Genomic DNA, 19,790 nt, shown 5'->3' on the forward strand with positions numbered 1-19,790 from the left:
GCGCGGCATGAAGCGTCTGCCATGCATGATCTTCCTTGCCGCGCTGCTGGGCGGCTGCTCGATGTTCCACAAACCGATGCCGCCCGTATCCGCGGCGGCGGCGGTGCCGGCCAGGCCTGCCGGGCCGGTCGACGCGGACGGCACGCCGATCCAGAAGCTGCCGTTCCGCCTGGGCGTCTCGTCGAACACCGTCGAGAAGCTGGCCAGGCAGCAGGCCTGCACGGGCGGGCAGGGCGCGGCCCTGGTCACCGAGCCGGGGCCGGTCGAGGTCTACCGCATGCAATGCGATAACGGCAAGGTGTTCATGGCGCGTTGCGAAATGCGCCAGTGCCGCCAACTGTGAGGCGAGAGGGTTCGCCGCGCCTGGCCTTCGCCATCCAGCTGGCGCTGATCCTGCTGGTCCTGCTGGTGTCGAAGCCGGACAAGGCGGGAGATTTCTTCGAATACGGCGTGACCACCGTCGCGATCGCCAGCCACGGCACGCCCGAGCTGCGTGTGGAGGATGCCGCGCTGGCCGCCGCCTTGTCGCCCGAGCCCGGCTATCGCGCGCTGTTCCTGTCGATGCGCGACAAGATCGCGCGCGGCGAGCAGATACCCATGCCCGGCCTCTACCGCGGCAAGGATGGCATCTACACCATCCACTTCTTCGCCTACCCGGTGCTCGCCGCCCTGCCTTTCCGGCTGTTGCTGGAAGCCGGCGCCGCCAATCCCTTCAAGGCATTCCAGATCGTTAATTTCGGTGCCCTGTGGCTGCTGGGCATTGTGATGTTCCATTTCTTCGGCTCCGGCAGGCGCGCCTTTGCGGCCCTGGGGCTGGTGCTGCTCAGCGGCGGCATCTTGTACGGCAACTGGTGCAGCCCCGAGATGGTCACGGCGGCGGCCCTGCTGGCGGGCATGATGTTGTTCGTCCAGGGGCGCCCGCTTGCCGGCGGCCTGCTGGCCGGCATGGCGGCCATGCAGAATCCTTCGCTGGCTTTCTTTTCCGTATTCGCGCCCTTGTTCGCCTTGCTGGTTGCGCGCGGCGAGGAGAGGGACGTCCAGGCGCCGCACTGGGGGCGTTTGCTGGCTGGTGCCGTCCTGCAGGGCGGCCTGGCCCTGCTGCCTTTCGCCTTTGGGCAATGGCAATGGGGAACGCCCAGCGTCATCGCCCTGTATTCCACCGACCGCCATCTGGTCGGGCTGGCGCGCCTCTGCTCGTATTTCTTCGATCTCAACCAGGGCATGATCCTCGCCATCCCCGGCATCCTGGTCCTGCTGGCGGGCGCCTTCCCGCGGCGCCGGCGCGGACTGGCACTGGCGGCGGGGATGCTCACGGCGCTTTTCATGCTGGCGCTGGCATTTCCGGCGCTGTCGGCGGTGAACTGGAACGCCGGCGGACAGGGCGTCCTGCGCTACGCCTTCTGGGGTGCGATGCCGTTGCTGTTCCTGGCCTTCTGGTGGCTGCGCGGCCGCGCTCACTGGCCGCGTGCGCTGCTGGGCATGGTCTTCCTGCTGCAGGCCGGCGCCATGGTCCACGCCAAGAAATACGCGTACACGCAATTCAGCCCGCTGGCGCGCCATGTGCTCGACCACGCTCCTGCTCTCTACGATCCCGATCCGGAGATTTTCTTTGAACGCAGCCGCAACGTGGACGGCGGCATGGACCTGCAGGCAACTGCCGTCTATCCACAGACCGGCCAGCCGCGCAAGGTGCTGTTCAATGCCGGCAGCGACAGCGTCGACCGCCTGCTGTGCCCCGCGGGCCAGCGCCTGGCGCCAGGCCTGCCCGTGGTGGAGCTGCGCGGCGGCTGGCGTTACCTGAACGCCGCCCCCGCCTGCCTGCCGCGCTGACGCTGCGGCGTCATTCCGCGTTTGTGCGGGCGCCGTCGCGCGCTCGGCGCTTTTGTGTGCTTTTCGTTCATCCAATCGTGCGCATGCATGCTTGCGCAGTGCACCATGCTATCGTCTTGACATAACTTTACCAATTCTTACAGTTCATTTGCATTTCGCATGGCTGATTCCCCATAGAATTTCCGCATCGTCTTCAGTGCAAGGTCGGAATATGAAACCAGCAGGTGAGCAATCCATCGGGCTCGATACCTGGCGCAAGCATGCCGCCAAGCCCGCTTTCGCCGGGCCTTATGTTGTGCCGCAACCATCGGGATTCGATGCCGTCCGTCCTTTTCCTCCGGCCATGCAGGCCCCGCTGGTCGCTCCCGCACTGCTGCGGCAAGCCGACAAGATCCTGTTCATCGCCCACCTGGCCATCGGCGACTTCACTTACCTGCAGGCCTGCTTCCAGGCCTTCGCCCAGGCCCATCCCCATCTGAAGATCCACCTGTGGGTCGACGAGCGCCGCCGCACCTCCCGTTCTTCGGAATGGGAGCAGCTCCGCAAGTATGCCTTGTACGACTGGCTGGCCGAATGCTCCTGCATCCACAAGGTCTACGACGAAACCTACAGCCCCCGGCTCTACCGCGAATCGCTGGAAGCGGCGCGCCGGGAAGACTATCCGGTCGTGGTCTCGCTCGCCGTGCTGGAGCGCCACAAGTACGCGAGCCTGGCGCGCAGCATCAGCCCGCAGGGCTTCGTGGTCGGGCAGAAGAAACGGGTGCGGCCCTACGACCTGCCCAAGCGCCTCATCTACCGCAAGCTGGATGCCTTCATTCCGGCCTACACGGCGGCTTCCCATGCCGGGCAGCACATCAGCGACATCTACGCCGGCTGGTTCACCCAGCTGTTCGGCATGGAGATCCCGCCGTCCGCGCGCTTCCCGGTGCTCCAGGTGGCGGACAAGTGGATGGCCTATGCGCGCAGGCAGTTCGCGGACTGGGGCTTCATGGGCGTCGACGGCAAGCCGTCCCGCGTGGTTTTCGTCAACGCGTTTTCCAAGTCGGTGGAACGCAGCTGGCCGCTCGAACGGGTCATCGGGCTGATCCGGACCATGCGCTGCGAGGCGGACTGGCGCGACGCCGGCTTCGTCGTCAACGTGGTGCCCGAGGAATTGGGGCGGGCCCGCGAGCTGTTCGCCGCGGCCGGGCTGGAGCGGACCTGGCTGTTCAGTGCGGAAGACAACTTCTTCCAGCTGCCGGCCGTGTTGAGCCTGTGCGAGCTGGTCATCTCGGTGGAAACGGCCGTGATGCACCTGGCGAATGCCGTCCACGTGCCGGTGATCGCGCTGATGCGGCAGAACAATCCGGAATGGGCGCCGATCGACCGGGCCAACAGCACCGTGATCACCGCCCCCCAGCGCGGCGACTGGGTCGACAGGATAGTCGTGCAGGATGTGATGGCGGTGCTCAAGGCTTGAGCTCACCCTGAGCGCTTCGTCTTGCGGAAACGACAACGGCGCCAGATCTGGCGCCGTTTTGCTTTGCTTTGCTGCGATGCGGACGATCAGGCCGTCGGCGGCACGTAACCGGCCGCCTCATCGGCGCCTTCGCCAAAGAAATGGCGCTCCATCTGGGTCGCCAGGTATTTGCGGGCGCGGGCGTCGGCCATGTTCAGGCGGTTTTCGTTGATCAGCATGGTCTGGTGCTTGAGCCAGCCCTGCCACGCTTCCTTCGACACGCTTTCATAGATCCGCTTGCCCAGTTCGCCCGGGTAGGGCGGGAAGTCCAGGCCTTCGGCTTCCTTGTTCAGTTTGATGCAGTGGACGGTGCGCGCCATGTTCTTGCTCCTGGTTCGAAATTCGAAAGCGACAATTATAAGGTCTTGATGAAAATCTGCGACCGGCGCTGCCAGTTATACATGTGGGCGCGGTCCTTCGGCAGGTCGTCCACGGTGGCCGGCACGAAGCCGCGCTTCTTGAACCAGTGCGCGGTGCGGGTGGTCAGCACGAACAGCCTGGTCAGGCCGGCGGCCCTGGCGCGGTTTTCGATGTTCTTCAGGATGCGTTCGCCGTCGCCCTGGGTCTGGGCGTCCGGGCTCACGGTCAGGCAGGCCATCTCGCCCATCTTCTCGCCGGGGAAGGGGTAGAGCGCGGCGCAGCCGAAGATCACGCCGTCGTGCTCGATGACGGAGAAATGGTCGATCTCGCGTTCGATCAGCTCGCGCGGACGCTTGACCAGGGTGCCGTCGGCTTCCAGCGGCTCGATGAGCTTGATAATTCCGCCGACGTCCTCAATTGTGGCCTGGCGCAGGCTCTCCAGGTTCTCGTGGCTGATCATGGTGCCCACGCCGTCGTGGGTGAACAGTTCGAGCAGGGCCGAGCCGTCCAGCTGGAAAGGCACGATGTGGGAGCGGTCGACGCCGCTGTTGCAGGCCTTGATCGCATGCTGCAGGTAGAACGAGGCGTCGTTCGGCAGGAAACCCGCCTGCAGCACGGCTTCGGCCTGGTGCGAGGACAGTTCGCGGATCTCGGCGCCGGCGGCGTCGAGCATCATCGGCGTTTCCGTGATGAAGATGAGCTTTTCGGCATGCAGGGCGATCGCCGCCTGCGAGGCCACGTCTTCCATGGTCAGGTTGAACACCTCGCCGGTCGGCGAGAAGCCGAGCGGCGACAGCAGCACGATATTGTCCTCGGTCTGCAGGATCGGGTGGATCTTCTCGGCCGCGATCTTGCGGGTGACGCCGGTCAGTTCGAAGTCGATGCCGTCGATCACGCCCAGCGGACGCGCGGTCACGAAGTTGCCGGAGACGATGCTGATGTGGGCATTCGACATCGGCGTGTTCGGCAAACCCTGGCTGAAGGCAGCCTCGATGTCCAGGCGCAGTTCGCCGGCCGCTTCCTTCGCGCATTCCATCGCCGCGCCGTCGGTGATGCGCACGCCGTTGTGGAAGCGTCCCTCGACGTTACGCAGGGCGAGCTGCTCGGCGACCTGGGGCCGCGAGCCGTGCACCAGCACGACGCGGATGCCGAGGCCCACCAGCAGGGACAGATCCTGGGCCAGCACGGGCAGGGCGCCGGCGGCGACCAGCTCACCTGGGAAGGCGACGACGAAAGTCTTGCCGCCGAACGCGTGAATATACGGTGCGACCGAGCGCAGCCACTGGACGAATTGGGTAGGGTTTTCCATTTGCCGCATTATAATTGGCTGCGCGACTTGCGCACCAAATACCTTGTAAAAATCAATGTCAGAACAGAGTAACAAGCCTTCGCCGAGCCCGGCGCGCGCCGCTTCCACCGACCGCAATCCAAGCCCGTCCCGCCAGGACGCGGGCGGCGCCGACACGCGCGCGCCGCTGACGAAGACGCCGGACCTGCAGGCCAAGCCGGAACGCGTGCACCGCGAGGCCGGCGAGCGCCGTGGTGGCGATGGCCGCCAAGGTGGGGGCCAGCGAGGTGGACGCGATGGTGCGCTGGCGAATGCGCTCGCGCAGGCGAAAGCGCGTGCGCCCGCAGCGACGCCGCAAGACGGCGAACGTGCGCAGCCACCCAAGGAGCAGCCACGCAAGGAGCCGGGACGCAGCGAGCAGCCGCGCGCCGAACGCAAGCCGCCGATGCGCACGCCGCTGCCCGTCATCACCTTCCCCGAAGACCTGCCGGTCTCCGGCCGCCGCCGCGAGATCGCCGAAGCCCTGCAGAAGCACCAGGTCATCATCGTCTCCGGCGAAACCGGTTCCGGCAAGACGACCCAGCTGCCGAAGATCTGCCTGGAACTGGGCCGCGGCGAGAAGGGCATGATCGGCCACACCCAGCCGCGCCGTATCGCGGCTTCAAGCACCGCCAAGCGCATCGCCCACGAACTGGGCACGCCGCTGGGCGAGCACGTGGGCTACAAGGTGCGCTTCAACGACACCCTGCAGCCTGGCGCCTGGGTCAAGCTGATGACCGACGGTATCCTGCTGGCCGAGACCCAGACCGACCCGCTGCTCAAGGCCTACGACACCATCATCATCGACGAGGCCCACGAGCGCAGCCTGAACATCGACTTCCTGCTGGGCTACCTGAAGCAGATCCTGCCGCGTCGCCCGGACCTGAAGGTGATCATCACCTCGGCGACCATCGACGCCGAGCGCTTCGCGCGCCATTTCGGCAGCGAGACCAAGCCGGTGCCGGTCATCGAAGTCTCCGGCCGCCTGTACAAGGTCGAGGTGCGCTACCGCCCGGTCGACCGCGACCCGGTCACGGCCGGCGCGCCCGCAGAGGGCAGGCAAGATGCGGGCAAGTCGGTGTCGAAGGCCCAGGCCGCGCGCGACAAGCGCGACCTGATCGACGCCGTGGTCGACGGCGTGGATGAGCTTTGCCGCCTGGGACAGGGCGACGTGCTGGTCTTCCTGCCCGGCGAGCGCGAGATCCGCGACTGCGCCGAAGCCTTGCGCAAGCAGCATCCGCCGCACGTCGAGATCCTGCCGCTGTTCGCCCGCCTGTCGGTGGAGGAGCAGGATCGCGTCTTCAAGACCACCAATGCGCGCCGCATCGTGCTGGCGACCAACGTGGCCGAGACCTCGCTGACCGTGCCCGGCATCCGCTACGTGGTCGACTCCGGCCTGGCGCGCGTGAAGCGCTACAGCTACCGCAACAAGGTCGAGCAGCTGCAGGTCGAGCCGATCGCGCAGTCGGCGGCCAACCAGCGTGCCGGCCGCTGCGGCCGCGTGGCCGACGGCGTCTGCATCCGCCTGTATGAAGAACAGGATTTCCTGCAGCGCCCGAAATTCACGGAGCCGGAGATCCTGCGTTCCTCGCTGGCGGCCGTCATCCTGCGCATGAAGTCGCTGCACCTGACGGACGTGGAGACCTTCCCGTTCGTGGAGTCGCCGCAGGGCCGCGCGATCGCCGACGGTTACCAGCTGTTGCAGGAGCTGGGCGCGGTCGACGATGCCAACGAACTCACCCCCATGGGGCGCAAGCTGGCCAAGCTGCCGCTCGACCCGCGCGTGGGCCGCATGATCCTGGCCGCCGTCGACAACAACTGCCTGACCGAGATGCTGATCATCGCGTCGGCGCTGTCGGTGCAGGACCCGCGCGACCGGCCGATGGAATACCAGCAGCAGGCCGACGAGAAGCACAAGAAATTCGCCGACGAGAAGAGCGAGTTCCTCAGCTACGTGAAGATCTGGCGCTGGTTCGAGCAGGCCATCGAGCACAAGAAAACCAACCGCCAGCTGCAGGAGAACTGCCGCGAGAACTTCCTCTCGCAGGTCCGCCTGCGCGAGTGGCGCGACGTGCATTCCCAGCTGCTTACCATCGTCAGGGAGCAGGGCTGGCGCATGAACGAAGCCCCGGCCACCTACGATCAGCTGCACATGGCGCTGCTGACCGGCCTGCTGGGGAACATCGGCTACAAGATGGAAGACGACTCCGGGGCTTACCTCGGTGCGCGCGGCATCAAGTTCCACATCTGGCCCGGTTCCTACCTCGGCAAGAAGGCGGGCAAGTGGGTGATGGCGGCCGAACTGGTCGAGACCACGCGCCTGTACGCGCGCACCCTGGCCCAGATCCAGCCCGAGTGGGTCGAGAAGATCGGCGGCCACCTGCTGAAAAAATCGTGGGGCGAACCGCGCTGGGAGAAGCGCAGCGCCCAGGTGACGGCCAGCGAGCGCGCGACCCTGTACGGCATCGTCGTCTACAGTCAGCGCCGCATCAACTACGCCAACATCAATCCGGCCGAATCGCGCGAGATCCTGATCCGCGACGCGCTGGTGGCGGGCGACTACGACACCCGTGCGCCCTTCTTCGCCCACAACCACAAGCTGATCCGTGAAATCGAGAACCTCGAGCACAAGTCGCGGCGCCTCGACGTGCTGGTCGACGACCAGCTGATCGCGGCCTTCTACGACAAGGAGATCCCGGGCGACATCGTCAACGGCGCCGGCTTCGAGAAGTGGTACAAGGACGCGTCGCGCGACAACCCGAAGCTGCTCTTCCTGAACAAGGAGGAGTTGATGCGCCACGAGGCGGCCGGCGTCACCACCGAGCTGTTCCCGAAGACGATGAACGTCACCGGCATCGAGATGTCGCTGAGCTACCACTTCGAGCCGGGCAGCCCGCGCGATGGCGTCACGCTCACCGTGCCGCTGTTCGCGCTGAACCAGATCCCCTCGGCGCGTCCGGGCTGGCTGGTGCCCGGCATGCTGAAGGAAAAAGTGCAGCTGCTGCTGAAGTCCCTGCCGCAGAAGCTGCGCCGCCACTGCGTGCCGCTGCCGGACTACGCGGCCGGCTTCTTCGAGCGCAACCAGGACCCGGTGCGCTTCGGCAGAGGAGATCTCATCGATGCGCTGATCGCCGACATCCACCAGCACACCAGTGCGCGCGTGCTGACCACCGACTTCAAGCTGGAGACCCTGCCGGCCCACCTGTTCATGAACTTCAAGGTGGTCGACGAGCATGGCCGCCAGCTCGACATGGGCCGCAGCCTGGCAACCCTGCAGGCGGAACTGGGCAGCCAGGCGCGCCAGAGTTTCCAGCGCATGGCGGAATCCACGCCGGCGGCCGTGGCCAGCGGCCAGGCGAAGGCGCAGGCGGCGTTCGGCAAGCCCGCTGCGGCATCCGGCTCGGCATCCGGCACGGCTTCCGCTCCTGCTGCCGCTGCGAATGCGCCGGCGGCGAAAGGCAAGGAAGCGGCAGCGGCACCGGCCAGCACCCCGGCGTCGGCCACTACCAACATCACCAGCTGGACCTTCGGCGAGCTGCCGGAACTCCTGGAGATCAACCAGGGCAAGCTGACCCTGATCGGCTTCCCGGCCCTCGTCGACAAGGGCACGCACTGCGACCTGGAGGTCTTCGACGACCCCAACGTGGCCGCGCGCACCCACCGCATCGGCCTGCGCCGCCTGTTCGCGCTGCAGTTCAAGGACCAGCTCAAGTTCGCCGAGAAGAACATTCCCGGCCTGCAGCAGATGGGCATGCAGTTCATGTCGGTCGGTTCGTCCGACGACCTGCGTGAGCAGATCGTCAACAAGGCCATCGACATCGCCTGTCTGCAGGATCCGCTGCCGATTGATGCCGCGTCCTTCAACAAGCGCAAGGACGAGGGCAAGGGCCGCATCGGCCTCCTGATCAACGAGATCGCGCGCCTGGTGGGACAGGTGCTGGCCGAGTTCCACGGCATGCCCAAGCGCCTGCAGAACCTGCCGCAGGCGGTGGCCGCCGACATGCAGGCGCAACTGAAGGAACTGGTGCACAAGCGCTTCATCGCCGACACCGAGTACAGCCAGCTGGCCCACTTCCCGCGCTACCTGAAGGCGATGAACGTGCGCCTCGAAAAGCTGCGCACCAATACGGCGCGCGACGCCCAGCTGATGGCGGAATGGCAGACGGCGGCGACCCAGTTCCAGCGCACCATCAAGAACCAGCCGCTGAAGAACCTCGATCCGCGCATGACGGACTTCCGCTGGATGCTGGAAGAGCTGCGCGTCTCGCTGTTCGCGCAGGAGCTGAGGACGCCGATGCCGGTGTCCAGCAAGCGCCTGCAGAAGGTGTGGGAGTCGATGCTGCGCTGAGCCGCGCGGCTATGCCGCCGACGCGGATGCCGCGGCCTGCGCCGCCCGCGCCTGGATTTTTCGCACGGTGAACAGCATCGTGACCGGCGCGGCCGCGTGCAGCACGATCAGCCACCACAGGCTCCTGGTGAGCGCATAGCCGATCGCGAAGGCGAAGGAGGCCGCGATCGAGCCGGCGAACTGGCGCGGATTCTTGTAGCCATGCGCCGCGCCGTAGGCGATGGCGGCCAGCGCGAGCGCCACGGGCAGGCCGGTGAACGGCGGTACCACGAGCAGCAGGTAGCCCCGGAACAGGATCTCCCAGGCCGCGGTCATGAGAACGGAGGTGGCCAGGTAGGCCGCGGTCTCGAGCGCCGTGCGCGGCATCACGAAGGGCAGCTGCTGCAGCCGTGCTTCCTGCGCCGCGAGCTGCGCCGGCGTCATCCTGCGCTCCATCCGCTTGCCGGCCAGGTGCAGGGCCAGCAGCACGCCGCAAGCGATGGCCAGGCCCCAGGCCGCGGCGGACGTCCGCGGGAAGGCCAGCCCCAGGTTTGCCGCCGAATGCCCGCCGGTCCACATGACCGCAGCCAGCGCGGCAAGCAGTACCAGCACGAAGCGGGCCTGTTTCCAGTAGGTCCGCAGCGGCGGCAGCGGCGGCTTGCGCGGCGCCGGATGCAGGCTGCGCCACAGGCGTTGAAGAGGGAAGACGAGCAGCAGATACAGCGTCAGAAGCAGGTCGGGCAAGGGAAAAAAGTGGATACTGTTGGCCATGCTGGACAATAGCAGCCGCGGGTGCCCAACAAATCCACGCTTTGTCACAATCATAAGAAAGAATGAGCATGCCAATGTCACGTATCACTTCCGCCGTCTTCGCGATCTGCCTGTCGATCGGCTGCTGGAACGCCGCGGTGGCGGCGCCGGCAGTCGCGTCCGCAGCCGCGCCGCTGTCCATCGGCGACACCTGGACCATCCAGTCCGCCGCGCTCGGCGAGACCCGGCGCATCAATGTTTACGTCCCGGCCGGCATCCCCGCCGGCACGCCGCTGCCGGTGCTGTACATGCCGGACGGCGGCATGCTGGAAGACTTCCTGCACGTGGCCGGCCTGCTGCAGGTCGGCGCCGGCAACGGCACCGTGCGGCCCTTCCTGCTGGTGGGAATCGAAAACACCCAGCGCCGGCGCGACCTCACCGGCCCTACCGAGGTTGCGAAGGACCGCAGCATCGCACCCCAGGTCGGCGGCTCCCAGGCCTACCGCAACTTCATCCGCACCGAGCTGATGCCGGAAGTGGAAAGGCGCTACCGCGTCACGCGGGAGCGGGCGATCGTGGGCGAATCGCTGGCCGGGCTGTTCGTGGTCGAGACCCTGGCATTGGAGCCCGACCTGTTCGACACCTATATCGCCATCGACCCCAGCCTGTGGTGGAACGACCGCCGGCTGGCCCAGCGCCTGCGCACGCAGCCGCCGTCCGGCGCGGTGAAGAAAACCCTCTACATCGCGGCCAGCGCCGACGGCCTGCCCGACATGGATGCCGCGCTGAAGAACAGTCTGGAAAAGGCGCCGGGCCTCGGCTTCAGTTATGAAGCCTGGCCCGGCGAGACGCATGCCACCATCTATCATCCGGCTGCGTTGAAGGCATTCCGGGCGGTGCTCAAGCCGCGCTGATCGCGCACGGCGGCGACATCAAGCGCCAGGCGGCCCAGGAAGCAGCCGTTGAAGACGCCGAACAGGGCGCACACGCCGGCTGCCACCAGCGCATCCTGGCGCGCATGCGGCAGCACCGCCAGCAGCACCGAGGCCGCGTACTTGGTGAAGAAGATCGCCATCATCATCGCCAGCGGTACCCAGCTGCCGCGCACGATCACGCTGCCGGGGCCCGAGCCGGGCGCCGTGCGGCTGCGGCCGGATTTCCACACCAGCAGCGCGCTGATTGCCGCCGCGGCGGCCCAGACGGCGTAGGCCAGGCCGCTCGAGCCGAATTTGCTGCCGACGTCCTGCAGCGACAGCGCCAGCATCACGGCCGGGACGATGAACAGGCTGCGGACCTTCATCTCGCGGTCGCGCAGGGCGGCCGTGCCGCGCCAGACCAGCACGGCCAGGATGGCCCAGACGTAGACGGGGGTGTGGATCAGGATCTGCTGCAGCATGATGGGCTCCTTCGGGTTCGTTGGGTAAAGTGCATCGGGTGAGCACACTTTGCCCTGGTCGTGGAGAAGGCGGGACGGCATGCGACGAATTGCGGCGAACCGGCGCGAAATGCAGCCTGGCGGCGCGAGTTGCAGCGCCTCCGTGGCCTGTCTAGCCGCCGAAGCGCTCCCGGAACCAGGCCGCCGTCTCCGGATCCGCCGGAAAGAAGGACTCCAGCCGCAGCTCGTGCACCGTCACGTCGTGCGGCGTGCCGAGCGTGGTGATGGTGGTGAACAGGTTCAGGCGGATGTCGTCGCGGGCGATCTGCATGGGCAGGAAGGGCAGCGCCCTCCGCTCCAGGTTGGGCAGGTGGCCGGCCGAGGGCATGCCGGGCAGGATGGAGAGTTCCGCCAGCAGGGCGGTGGCTTCGCTGCCCGGGCCGTCGGCCATGGCTTCGCGCTGGATCCACAGCAGGCTGTCGGCGCACACCGCTTCCCAGTTGAGGAGGTGGCGGCGCAGGCCGTCGGGGCTCAGCATCAGGCGCAGCACGTTGACCGAACCGTCGCGCGGGATGACCGCTTCTTCCGGCATGCCGAGCAGCCACTTCATCATGCCGGCGGCGGGCTCGTTGAACATCACGAGGTTCCACAGGCGGTCGACCACCAGCGCCGGAAAGGGGGCCTGCTGGCGCAGCATGAATTCGAGGGCCTGCATCACGCTCGCCAGCTCGGGGTCGGACAGGCTGCGTTCCTGGTAGGCCGGCGCGAAACCGGCGGCCAGCAGCATTGCATTGCGCTGCCGGAGCGGGACGTCGAGCGCGATGCCGAGCTTCAGGATCAGGTCGCGGCTGGGCTGGGAGCGGCCGCTCTCCAGGAAACTCAGGTGGCGCTGCGAGACCCCGCTGTCGGTCGACAGCCGCAGCTGGCTGACGCCGCGCCGGGTGCGCCAGTAGCGCAGCGCGGACGCGAAGTCGCTGAAGTATGTCGACTCCGCCCCGGTGCCGGCGTCTTCGATGTTTGCTGTGGCTGTGCTCATCCTCGCTCCTGTCGGTCGCGCCCAATGTAACCGGGCTCGGAAATGAACTCAAGCAGATCGGTGTTCACCCGCTCGACATGGGTCACGAACATGCCGTGGGCCGCGCCTTCGATCACCCGCAGGCGCACGTCCGGGACCAGGGCGGCGCTGCGGCGCGCGGTCAGGTCGAGCGGCGCCGAGACGTCCCGATCTCCCGCAATGATCAGCACCGGCACGTCGATGGCGCGCAGCTCGTCCACCATGTCGGCGCCCTGGACCGCGGCGTGGCAATCGTGCAGGGCCTGCAGCGAACTATCGAGGGCCATCGCGGCCAGCCAGGCCCTGGTCGTCGCGTTCGCGCCCGGCACGAAAGGCTCGATGTTCTCCTCGATCCACAACGGGTAGTCGCGCAGCAGCTGCCGGCTGCGGAACTGCTCGAGCAGCGCCGGATCGACCCCGCCCGTGGCCGCGGCGGTCGAAGGCGACGCAGCGCAGGCCGCGGCGCTGCAGGGCCATCATCTGGTAGCCCCAGGAGCTTGATGCCATCGACCAGCCGCCGACGAAGAGGACGGGCTGGGCCTGCGCGCGGCTGCCGGGCCAGTCGCGGTAGAACAGCTGGACCCCATCCGCGGTGGCGATGGTGTTGGGGCCGTCGATGCGTGCATGGGGGCTCATGGTGGTCTCCTCAGACGGCGTCGAGGAAGCCGGTGACCTTGAGCAGGCGGCCGCGCCCGTCGATGTAGGCGACGTCGCTGCCCCTGGCCACCGGCGCGGCGCCGTCGGCGGCCAGCGTCCACGAGAAGCGCACCACGTTGTCGTGGCCGTCCGGCGCGCCGTGCAGGCTGAAACGCAGGCCGGGGAACTGGCGCTGGGCGGTGGCGATCATGCTGTCGATGCCGTCGATGCCGCTGCCGTGCATCATCGGGTCGGCATAGGTGGCGTCGGCGGCGAACAGCTGGGCGACGCGGGCGCGGCGGGTGATGTCGTCGCGTTCGTTCCAGACGGCGAGGTAGCGGTCGGCGATGATGGTGGCCTGGGTGGCTGCGTGGTTCATGGCGATCTCCTTGTGGCGGGTGGTTGATGGAGACCAGTGTGCCGGGCAGCGTGCCGCGTGGCGATTACCTCCCAGGTAATGGCGGACCCGCATCCGGGGACGGCGGCGGCGGGGCGGCCAGTTGCTGCGCAGGGGCGACAGCGTACACCTTGCCGGCTTCCACGCCGGAGTCCTGGCGGCGCGCGCGCAGGTCGCGGTAGACGGCGGCGCGCATCAGCATCATCGAGACCACCGGCGCCGTCATCAAGAGGAAGGCGGCGATGATCAGTTCGTGCATCACCAGGCGCGATTGCGCGGCCGTGAAGTACAGCATCGACGCCAGCAGCACGGAGCCGGCGCCGAGCGTGATCGTGATCGCCGGCCCGTGGATGCGCTGGTAGAAGGTGCGCAGGCGCAGCAGGCCGAGGGCGCCGATCAGGGTGATGCTGGCGCCCAGGACCAGCAGCAGCGCGGCGCCCGCCAGTGCCCAGGAAGGGGGCTGTTCCAGGCCGCTCATTCGATGATCTCCCCGCGCATCAGGAACTTGGCCAGGGCGACGGTCGAGACGAAGCCCAGCAGCGCGATCAGCATCGCCGCTTCGAAGTACACCTGGGAGCCGTAGCGGATGCCGAGCACCAGCGCCAGCAGCATCCCGCACATCCACAAGGTGTCGAGCGCCAGCGCGCGGTCGTGGGCCGAGGGACCGGCCAGCAGGCGCACGGTGCACAGCAGCATGGCCGCCAGCACGCACACGAGCGCATAGCCGACCGCCAGTTCAAACAGGGTCGCCACGGGAAGCCTCCGTTTCAAAGATGTCGATCAGGGGTTGTTCGTAACGGGTCTTGATGGTGGCTATCCACCATTGCGTGTCCTTCAGGTCGAACACGTGCAGCGCGAGTTCGTGGCGCTCGGGCAGGATCTCGACCCAGACCGTACCGGGCGTCATGTTGATCAGGCAGGACAGGGCCGCCAGGCCGTAGGGATCGCGCAGGGTCAGCTGCACCCGGATGAACTGCGAATTGACCCGCGTGTAATCGGCGAACAGGATGATCCGGCACACCGCGAAGCAGGAGCGCACCACTTCCACCGAAGCCATGGCCAGCAGGCGCACCAGGGATCGCCACTGCGCCGCCGTGCGCATGCGCGGGTAGCCGAGTGGCTGCAGCTTGCGGCTCAGGAGCGGCGCGGCGATGCCGATGGCGGCGCCCAGCAAAAGGTGGGCCGGGTGCACGGTCTGGTTCAGCAGCAGCCACAGGGCGCACAGGGCCAGCGAGACGAGGGGGAAGGGCAGCCAGCGCCTCATTTCGCCTCCACCGCGGACGCCACCGGCGGCTGGCCCAGCACCCGGGCGATGTAGTCCGCCGGCCGGTGGATGCCTTCGCTGGTGCGGCCCAGGTAGCCGAAGATCGGTCCGGCTTCGACCGTCATGAAGACCGTCAGCCCGAGCAGGAAGACCACCGGCAGGACTTCCGAGCGCTGCAGCCTGGGCGGCGCATCGACCCTGCTGGCCCAGAAGGTGCGTACGCCGAAGCGCATCATCGAGAGCACCGCCACCAGGCCGGCCGCGATGATCAGGGTCATCAGCGCCCAGCCGGCGGCCGGAATGGGGCCGTCCGGTGGATTCAGCAGCGCGTGGAAGAGGCTGAACTTGGCGACGAAGCCGGACAGCGGCGGCAGGCCGGCGATCACCAGCGCGCAGGCGGCGAAGGAGAGCCCCAGGAAGGCCATCGCGGCCGGCACGCCGCGCCCCTCCGGCTCGTCCGGCTTGTCCTCGACCGCCCAGACCTCCATCGTCAATGCCAGCATCGCCGCGCGCGGGGTGCGGATCCGTTCGATCAGTTCGATCAGCAGCAGGAAGGCGGCGATCGCGAGCGTCGAGCCGGCCAGGTAGTACAGCCCGGTCGCCACCAGCGAGGCCTGGCCGTAGCCGATCACCGCCAGCAGCGTCCCCGACGAGACGATGGCGCCATAGCCGGCCAGGCGCCCGGCGCTGTCCGTGGACAGCATGCCGGCGGCGCCGAACACGATGGTGGCCATGCCGCCCCACAGCAGCGCAGGGTAGCCGAAATTCGAGCCGAAGCCGGCCGCCGCGCCTTCGGCTATCGGGAACAGCAGCAGCCACAGGCGCAGGATGGCGTAGGCGCCGACCTTGGTCATCAGCACCAGCATCGCCGCCACCGGGGGCGAGGCGGCGGCATAGGTGGTCGGCAGCCAGAAGCCGAGCGGCCACATCGCGCTCTTGATCAGGAAGGCCAGCGCCAGCACGGTGGCCCCGAGCTCGAGCAGGCCGCGGTCCGCGGGCGGCATGGCGGCCACGCGGGCGGCCAGGTCGGCCATGTTCAGGGTGCCGGCGGCGGCATAGATCAGCGCTGCGCCGAGCAGGAACAGCAGCGAGGCGGCCAGGTTGACGGCGATGTACTGCATGCTGGCGCGCAGCCGTTCGGCGTTATACCCGTGCAGCACCAGGCCGTAGGACGCCGCCAGCATCACCTCGAAGAACACGAAGAGGTTGAACAGGTCGTGCGTCAGGAAGGCGCCGTTGATCCCCATCAGCAGGAACTGGAACAGCGTATGGAAGTGCGCTCCGATCCGGCCCCAGCGCTGCCTGGCGAAGTGCAGGGCGGCGAGGCCCAGCAACGCGGTGAGCAGCAGCATCAGCGCAGCCAGGCGGTCGGCCACCAGGGCGATCCCGAACGGCGCCGCCCAGTTGGCGGCCAGGTAGACGCCGATGCCGTCCTCCCAGTAGCCGCCGTCGGCCAACGCGGCCAGCGCCAGCGCCGTCGCCAGCATGCCCAGCACCGAAGCGTAGCCGAGCGCGAACTTGAGCCGGTGCCAGCCCTGGGTCAGCGGCGTCAGCACCGCGCCGCACAGCAGCGGCAGCAGGATCGGCACCAGCAGCAGGTGGTCCAGCGCCTTCATGGCTCGGGCTCCCTGCCGTCGACGTGGTCGGTGCCGGTCAGGCCGCGCGAACCGATCATCACCACCAGGTAGAGCGCGGTGGTGGCGAAGCCGATCACGATCGCGGTCAGCACCAGGGCCTGGGGCAGCGGGTCGGCCAGCGCGGCCGGATCGGGCGCGCTGCCTGCTGGCAGATCGGAAGGAATGAGCGGCGGGCGGTCGATCCACAGCCGGCCCATGACGAAGATGAACAGGTTGACGGCATAGGACATCAGCATCAGCCCGCACAGCACCTGGAAGCTGCGCGGCCGCAGCACCAGCCAGATGCCCGCGCCGAAGACGATGCCGATCGCCAGCGAGATGACGGCTTCCATTACTGGATCTCCTTGGCCGGCGGCAGCGCCGACGGTGCCGCGGCGCGTGCGGCGCCGGGCGGGAGCCGGTGGCTGCGCAGCGACTGGTGGGCCAGCGCCACCAGGATCAGCATGGTCGAGCCGACCACCACCAGGAACACGCCGAGGTCGAACACGAAGGCGCTCGGCACGTGGATCTCGCCCAGCACCGGCAGCGCCAGGTGGGCGGTATGGCTGGTCAGGAAGGGGTAGCCGAGCAGCCAGGCGCCCAGGCCGGTGCCGCAGGCGGTTGCCAGGCCCCAGGCGATCCAGCGGTGCGGACGCAGGCGCAGGTGGGCCTCGACCCATTCGGTGCCGGCCACCATGTACTGCACGATCAGGGCGGTGGCGAAGATCAGGCCGGCGACGAAGCCGCCGCCCGGCAGGTTGTGGCCGCGCATGAAGAAATAGGCGGCGATGGTGCCCATCACCGGCAGCAGCAGCCGCATGTAGACGGCGGGGATCATCAGGTAGCCGCCGGCGGCCTGCAGCGCCGGCGGCTGGCGCATCGCCGGGTCGGCGTCGTTGGCCTGCTGCAGCGGGATCGCCACGCTCTCGGGCGCCGGCCGGAAGCGCCGCAGCAGCGCGTACACGGTCAGCGCCACCGCGCCCAGCACGGTGATCTCGCCCATCGTGTCGAAGCCGCGGAAGTCGACCAGCAGCACGTTCACCACGTTGGCCCCGCCGCCTTCCGGCAGCGCGCGCAGCACGTAGAAATCGCTGATGCTGCGGCCGCCGGGGCGGGTCAGCACGAGGTGGCTGAGGGCCGCCAGTCCGAGGCCGCCGGCCAGCGCCAGCAGCAGGTCGCGCGCGCGGCGGAACTGGGTGGAGGCCGGCGGCCGCGCCAGCAGGCCGGGCGGGGCCCGGCGCAGCGGCAGCCAGCGCAGGCCGAGCAGGATCAGCACCGTGGTGACGGTTTCCACCATCAGCTGGGTCAGCGCCAGGTCCGGCGCCGACAGCCACAGGAAGCTGATGCTGGTGGCGATGCCGGTGCCGCCGACCATGATCAGTGCCGCCAGCCGGTGGTACTTGGCCTTCCAGGCCGCCGCCACCGCGCAGGCGGCGCCGATCAGCCACAGCAGCGAGAAGCGCGGGTCGAAGTCGCCCAGGTCCGGCGGGTTCCAGGCCGGCAGCGGCCGGGCCAGCAGCAGCGGCGCGGCCACCAGCATGAACACGATGACCCGGAACTGCGGCTGCAGGCGGCGGGTGGCGGTCCAGCGGATCAGCCAGGCGGCCGCAAGGCTGAGCCACTGCATGATGTTCTCGTAGGCCTGGGCGCCCTTCAGGTGGTGCAGCACCGGCACGTCGGTGCGCTGGCGCAGGTTGGCGCGGCGGCGCAGGAAGACGTAGAACACGCAGCCCCCGGCCAGGGCGACAAAGCTCATCAGCAGCGGCAGGTTGAAGCCGTGCCAGATGGCGAGGTCGTATTCCGGCATGTTCGGCCCCAGCACCGCGCGGGTGGCCACCGCCAGCACGGCGCCGACCGTGCGCGCCGGCAGCACGCCGACGGCGATGCACAGCAGGACCAGGCACTCGACCGGGAAACGCATCCAGCGCGGCGGCTCGTGGATCTGGTGGGCCGGGCGGTTCGGGATGTCATGCGCGAGCGGGCCGAAGAACACGCCGATGAAACGCAGCGAGTAGGCGACGCTGAAGATCCCCATCAGGGTGGCCGCCACCGCCATCGACCAGTCCTCGGTGCCGCCGGCCAGCGCCGCCTCGGCAAAGAACATCTCCTTCGACAGGAAGCCGTTCAGCAGCGGCACCCCGGCCATGGCGGCGCTGGCGACCACGGCCAGCGCCGCCGTGAACGGCATGACCTTCCCGAGCCCGCGCAGGATGCGCATGTCGCGGGTGCCGGTCTCGTGGTCGATGATGCCGACCGCCATGAACAGCGACGCCTTGAACACCGCATGGTTCATGGTGTGGAAGATCGCCGCCACCACCGACAGCTGGGTGCCGATGCCCAGCAGGACGGTGATCAGGCCCAGGTGGCTGATGGTCGAATACGCCAGCAGGCCTTTCATGTCGTGCTGGAAGATGGCGTAGAAGGCCCCCAGCAGCAGGGTGCAGACGCCGGCGCCGCCGACGATCCAGGTCCATTCCTGGGTGCCCGAGAGCACCGGCCACAGGCGCATCAGCAGGAACACGCCGGCCTTGACCATGGTCGCGGAATGCAGGTAGGCCGAGACCGGGGTCGGCGCGGCCATCGCGTGCGGCAGCCAGAAATGGAAGGGGAACTGCGCGCTCTTGGTCAGCGCGCCGAGCGCGATCAGCACCAGCGCGGTCGGGTAGAGACGGTGGGCCTGGATCCGGTCGGCTGCCTTCAGCACCGCATCGAGCTCGTAGCTGCCGGCCATGTGGCCGAGCGTCAGCATGCCGGCCAGCAGGCACAGCCCGCCCGCCGTGGTCACGGTAAAGGCCATGCGGGCGCCGCGCCGCGCATCGTTACGCTGGTGCCAGTAGCCGATCAGGAGGAAGGACGTGAGGCTGGTCAGCTCCCAGAACACGACCAGCTGGATGATATTGCCGGACAAGACCACGCCCAGCATCGAGCCCATGAAGGCCAGCATGTAGGCGAAGAAGCGGCCCAGCGGATCGCTGCGCGACATGTAGTAGCGCGCATAGACCAGCACCAGCAGGCCGACGCCCAGCACGATCACGCTGAACAGCCAGGCCAGCCCGTCCATCCGCCAGACGAGGTCGAGGCCGGCCTCGGGCAGCCAGGCGGCGCGCGCACGCAGGACCTCGCCGGTGCGGACTTGCCCGAACCGGGAAACGGCCAGCAGCAGCGCGGCCAGGGTCGCCAGCCCGGCCACCGCCGCCGGGCGCGTGCGCGAGCCTTCCGGCATGCACACGGCCACGAAGGCGCCGATGAACGGAAGCAGGACCAGGAGGGACAGCGGCCACATCGGCATCAGCGCTGGCCCGGCAAGTTGTGATGGTTGAAGTCGTCTCGCATTCCGTTTCGCAAAGTGGCTCCTG

Annotated in this window: 19 protein-coding genes; 5 read left to right on the forward strand and 14 right to left on the reverse strand. The window is 68.1% G+C overall.

What is annotated here, in order from left to right; translation table 11 throughout:
• Nucleotides 1–7: 7 nt before the first annotated feature.
• The 3 genes from AC1DOP_RS18760 (at nucleotide 8) to AC1DOP_RS18770 (ending at nucleotide 3,289) form a co-directional block, all read left to right on the forward strand.
• Nucleotides 8–343, forward strand: coding sequence for a hypothetical protein (locus tag AC1DOP_RS18760; protein ID WP_442122447.1), 336 nt, complete (start codon nucleotides 8–10; stop codon nucleotides 341–343).
• Complete coding sequence (locus tag AC1DOP_RS18765; protein ID WP_477252727.1) at nucleotides 340–1,830, forward strand: hypothetical protein; 1,491 nt, start codon at nucleotides 340–342, stop codon at nucleotides 1,828–1,830. The genes AC1DOP_RS18760 and AC1DOP_RS18765 overlap by 4 nt, the downstream gene beginning before the upstream one ends.
• Nucleotides 1,831–2,041: 211 nt before the next feature.
• Nucleotides 2,042–3,289, forward strand: coding sequence for a glycosyltransferase family 9 protein (locus AC1DOP_RS18770; RefSeq protein WP_442122449.1), 1,248 nt, complete (start codon nucleotides 2,042–2,044; stop codon nucleotides 3,287–3,289).
• Nucleotides 3,290–3,375: 86 nt separating this feature from the next.
• Here the strand turns inward: AC1DOP_RS18770 and AC1DOP_RS18775 are convergent, their stop codons facing one another.
• Together AC1DOP_RS18775 and argA are read right to left on the reverse strand one after the other, a co-directional pair.
• The gene (locus AC1DOP_RS18775; protein WP_047823576.1) at nucleotides 3,376–3,648 is read right to left on the reverse strand and encodes an oxidative damage protection protein; all 273 of its coding nucleotides are present in this window, start codon (nucleotides 3,646–3,648) and stop codon (nucleotides 3,376–3,378) included.
• A gap of 35 nt (nucleotides 3,649–3,683) precedes the next feature.
• Nucleotides 3,684–5,006 carry an amino-acid N-acetyltransferase gene (argA, locus tag AC1DOP_RS18780; protein WP_442122450.1) on the reverse strand — a complete coding sequence of 441 codons (1,323 nt, stop codon included), beginning with the start codon at nucleotides 5,004–5,006 and terminating at the stop codon, nucleotides 3,684–3,686.
• A 46-nt stretch (nucleotides 5,007–5,052) separates the two neighbouring features.
• Between argA and hrpA the strand changes: the two genes are divergently transcribed.
• Nucleotides 5,053–9,363 (forward strand): ATP-dependent RNA helicase HrpA, encoded by a 4,311-nt coding sequence (gene hrpA / locus AC1DOP_RS18785; RefSeq protein WP_477252730.1) that lies wholly within the window; start codon nucleotides 5,053–5,055, stop codon nucleotides 9,361–9,363.
• Between the two features lie 9 nt (nucleotides 9,364–9,372).
• On the opposite strand, the gene AC1DOP_RS18790 is transcribed toward hrpA, so the two are convergent.
• Complete coding sequence (locus tag AC1DOP_RS18790; RefSeq protein ID WP_442122452.1) at nucleotides 9,373–10,086, reverse strand: CPBP family intramembrane glutamic endopeptidase; 714 nt, start codon at nucleotides 10,084–10,086, stop codon at nucleotides 9,373–9,375.
• Nucleotides 10,087–10,187: 101 nt separating this feature from the next.
• Between AC1DOP_RS18790 and AC1DOP_RS18795 the strand changes: the two genes are divergently transcribed.
• Complete coding sequence (locus AC1DOP_RS18795) at nucleotides 10,188–11,006, forward strand: alpha/beta hydrolase (RefSeq protein WP_477252733.1); 819 nt, start codon at nucleotides 10,188–10,190, stop codon at nucleotides 11,004–11,006.
• On the opposite strand, the gene AC1DOP_RS18800 is transcribed toward AC1DOP_RS18795, so the two are convergent.
• The 11 genes from AC1DOP_RS18800 to AC1DOP_RS18850 form a co-directional block, all read right to left on the reverse strand.
• A complete protein-coding gene (locus tag AC1DOP_RS18800) occupies nucleotides 10,958–11,488 on the reverse strand; it encodes a DUF6622 family protein (protein ID WP_442122454.1) in 531 nt (176 codons plus the stop codon). The two genes, AC1DOP_RS18795 and AC1DOP_RS18800, sit on opposite strands and share 49 nt — an antisense overlap.
• 151 nt (nucleotides 11,489–11,639) lie before the next feature.
• The gene (locus AC1DOP_RS18805) at nucleotides 11,640–12,503 is read right to left on the reverse strand and encodes a helix-turn-helix domain-containing protein (protein WP_477252735.1); all 864 of its coding nucleotides are present in this window, start codon (nucleotides 12,501–12,503) and stop codon (nucleotides 11,640–11,642) included.
• Nucleotides 12,500–12,880: an alpha/beta fold hydrolase gene (locus AC1DOP_RS18810; RefSeq protein WP_477252737.1), complete on the reverse strand. Its 381-nt coding sequence runs from the start codon at nucleotides 12,878–12,880 to the stop codon at nucleotides 12,500–12,502. The genes AC1DOP_RS18805 and AC1DOP_RS18810 overlap by 4 nt, the downstream gene beginning before the upstream one ends.
• Nucleotides 12,795–13,157, reverse strand: coding sequence for an alpha/beta fold hydrolase (locus AC1DOP_RS18815; RefSeq protein ID WP_477252738.1), 363 nt, complete (start codon nucleotides 13,155–13,157; stop codon nucleotides 12,795–12,797). Before AC1DOP_RS18815 ends, AC1DOP_RS18810 begins: the two co-directional genes overlap by 86 nt.
• A 10-nt stretch (nucleotides 13,158–13,167) precedes the next feature.
• A complete protein-coding gene (locus AC1DOP_RS18820; RefSeq protein WP_442122458.1) occupies nucleotides 13,168–13,536 on the reverse strand; it encodes a nuclear transport factor 2 family protein in 369 nt (122 codons plus the stop codon).
• 64 nt (nucleotides 13,537–13,600) lie between these two features.
• Nucleotides 13,601–14,032, reverse strand: a complete 432-nt coding sequence (gene mnhG / locus AC1DOP_RS18825) for a monovalent cation/H(+) antiporter subunit G (protein WP_442122459.1) — start codon at nucleotides 14,030–14,032, stop codon at nucleotides 13,601–13,603.
• The gene (locus tag AC1DOP_RS18830) at nucleotides 14,029–14,307 is read right to left on the reverse strand and encodes a K+/H+ antiporter subunit F (RefSeq protein ID WP_442122460.1); all 279 of its coding nucleotides are present in this window, start codon (nucleotides 14,305–14,307) and stop codon (nucleotides 14,029–14,031) included. Before AC1DOP_RS18830 ends, mnhG begins: the two co-directional genes overlap by 4 nt.
• On the reverse strand, nucleotides 14,291–14,818 hold the full coding sequence (locus AC1DOP_RS18835) for a Na+/H+ antiporter subunit E (RefSeq protein WP_477252741.1): 528 nt from the start codon (nucleotides 14,816–14,818) through the stop codon (nucleotides 14,291–14,293). The genes AC1DOP_RS18830 and AC1DOP_RS18835 overlap by 17 nt, the downstream gene beginning before the upstream one ends.
• The gene (locus AC1DOP_RS18840; protein ID WP_442122462.1) at nucleotides 14,815–16,434 is read right to left on the reverse strand and encodes a monovalent cation/H+ antiporter subunit D; all 1,620 of its coding nucleotides are present in this window, start codon (nucleotides 16,432–16,434) and stop codon (nucleotides 14,815–14,817) included. Before AC1DOP_RS18840 ends, AC1DOP_RS18835 begins: the two co-directional genes overlap by 4 nt.
• Nucleotides 16,431–16,787 (reverse strand): Na+/H+ antiporter subunit C, encoded by a 357-nt coding sequence (locus tag AC1DOP_RS18845; protein ID WP_442122463.1) that lies wholly within the window; start codon nucleotides 16,785–16,787, stop codon nucleotides 16,431–16,433. Before AC1DOP_RS18845 ends, AC1DOP_RS18840 begins: the two co-directional genes overlap by 4 nt.
• The gene (locus AC1DOP_RS18850; protein ID WP_477252744.1) at nucleotides 16,787–19,723 is read right to left on the reverse strand and encodes a monovalent cation/H+ antiporter subunit A; all 2,937 of its coding nucleotides are present in this window, start codon (nucleotides 19,721–19,723) and stop codon (nucleotides 16,787–16,789) included. The genes AC1DOP_RS18845 and AC1DOP_RS18850 overlap by 1 nt, the downstream gene beginning before the upstream one ends.
• Nucleotides 19,724–19,790: the final 67 nt, after the last annotated feature.

This window comes from Massilia sp. 01N410, from assembly GCF_056399665.1.